This window comes from Polaromonas sp. P3_C2 (assembly GCF_056402675.1).
On the sequence record NZ_JBFUGX010000654.1, the window covers coordinates 1 to 2,271 of the forward strand.

The following is a 2,271-nucleotide window of genomic DNA, read 5'->3' on the forward strand; positions in this document are numbered from 1 at the left end:
CCTGGATATCGGGGCCGTAGCGCATGAAGTCCGCGCGGTCCGGAAGCTTTCCGCCTGGCAATGTCTTGATCCAGTCCGGGTTGGGGGCGAGCAGCACCATATTGTCCAGAAAATGTGTGGCTCCGTGCCGCCACTTCAGGCCCTTGTCGAGCCAGCCAGGCACCACGGCCCTCTGGAAATGCGGGTACAGCACCAATCCCGGCGATGACCCCGCCTCCCCTGCCGGGCCCCCGCGGTGATAGTTCAGGTGCAGGTGGTAGTCGGTGATGCCACCGTCCCAATAGGCGCCGGGCGGCGCACCGGGGATGTTGCGCACGGAGCGCAGCACAAAGGGGATGGAACAGCTGGCCTGAAGCGCCGGCTGAAAATTGGCTTCGTCCATCGGCACCTGGCGGGTCCGGTAGTCGGCCGTTGAAAACGGCAAGGAAGCGTTCTGCGTGGAAAACACCACGCGCTCCAGCCACGCGCCCATGGCCTTGCGGTGCAGGCTGTTGGTGAGGAATGCGCCAAAGTAGCCCAGCGGCGTGGCCACCTTGTGCTCACGGCCCAGCATGTGGCGGCCACGCGAGGTGACGATGTGCAGCCGATAGCGGGGATGGCCAATCACTTCCTGCACCCGGCCCCCGTAGAAAACCTTCAGGCTCTGGCCGAACTGCTCACTGACGGCATCGGCGGTCGGGCGCTTCTGGCCGGGCTTGAGTTCGTAATGCTGGTGGATGTAATCGGTTTCGAGGCGCTGGAATGCGGCCGCAGGGTTGTCCAGGCAGGCCGTGGCCATGCGCCACGCGCCTATGGACGCACCCACCAGGTCCACCGGATGGCTGCTTTGCGCCAGCCAGTCACCAAAGATAAAGCGGTCCAGTGCGCCAAGGATCAAGCCCTTGGGCCCGCCAGCCGCCCCGGGTACAACGGCAATGTCTGCCGGCTTGAGGCCGTTTTTCTCGATATACCGGCGTGCCTTGGGACCGGCGTAGATGCGGAGGGCTTGCATGAAGGTGGATGGTTGCTATTGTTTTGATAGCTGGTTGCGCCCGTCAATCAAGCGCCCGGGCCTGATTCAACCTTAAAAATAGGTCAAATCATGTCTTCCTGGCGACCTGACGTCATGCGCACAATTATTTCTTCAGTGCCGCCAGCTTGCTGAAGGCCGACTCCATGGCTGTCGCGGCGGCCGGTTGTGGTGCGCCTGGGCGGCCTCCATAGTTGCCGCCGCGGTTTTGCCCGCCCGGCGGCCGCGCGCTTTCAAAGCGGTTGTCACGCGGGCCGTCGCGGCGGGCCGGTGCGGCGTCGAGTTTCATGGTGAGGCCAATGCGCTTGCGCGCCACATCGACTTCGGTGACGCGCACCTTGACGATGTCGCCGGTTTTTACCACCTCACGCGCGTCGGTCACGAACTTGTTGGAAAGCTGGCTCACGTGGACCAGACCATCCTGGTGCACGCCGATGTCGATGAAGGCGCCGAAGGCGGCCACATTGCTGACCGTACCTTCCAGCGTCATGCCTTCCTTCAAATCCTTGATGTCTTCCACACCGTCGTTGAAGCGGGCCACCTTGAAGTCGGGGCGCGGGTCGCGGCCGGGTTTTTCAAGTTCGGCAATGATGTCCTTGACGGTGATCACGCCGAACTGCTCGTTGGCAAACAGCTCGGGCTTCAGGGTCTTGAGCATCTCGGCCCGGCCCATGAGCTCGGCCACCGGCTTGCCGGTGTGCACCATGATCTTTTCGACCACCGGGTAGGTTTCGGGGTGCACGCCGGTCATGTCCAGCGGGTTGCTGCTGCTGCGCAGGCGCAAGAAGCCGGCGCTCTGCTCAAAAGTCTTGGCGCCCAGGCCGGTCACCTTGAGCAAATCGGCACGGCTGGCAAACGCGCCATTGGCATCACGCCAGCGCACCACCGACTTGGCCACCGTTTGCGACAGGCCCGACACGCGCGCCAGCAGCGGCACGCTGGCGGTGTTCAGGTCTACGCCGACGCTGTTCACGCAGTCTTCGACCACGGTGTCCAGGCTGCGCGCCAGGTCGCTCTGGTTCACGTCGTGCTGGTACTGGCCGACGCCGATCGATTTCGGGTCGATCTTGACGAGCTCGGCCAGGGGGTCTTGCAGGCGGCGCGCAATGCTGGCCGCGCCGCGCAGGCTCACGTCCACGTCKGGCATTTCCTGCGAAGCGAATTCACTGGCTGAATAAATGGAGGCACCGGCCTCGCTGACCACGACTTTTTCAATGGCCTGTTCCACTTTGGCCATTCCCTTGATCAGGTCCGCTGCCAGC

2 protein-coding genes are annotated in these 2,271 nt (G+C 63.5%); both read right to left on the reverse strand.

Annotated features, from left to right (window positions below):
• Window positions 1–991, reverse strand: a 991-nt coding sequence (locus AC1DWI_RS20290; protein WP_477725588.1) for a patatin-like phospholipase family protein, incomplete at its 3' end; no start/stop codon positions are given.
• Between the two features lie 124 nt (window positions 992–1,115).
• A partial coding sequence (locus AC1DWI_RS20295) for a helix-hairpin-helix domain-containing protein (protein ID WP_477725589.1) occupies window positions 1,116–2,271 on the reverse strand: 1,156 nt, incomplete at its 5' end.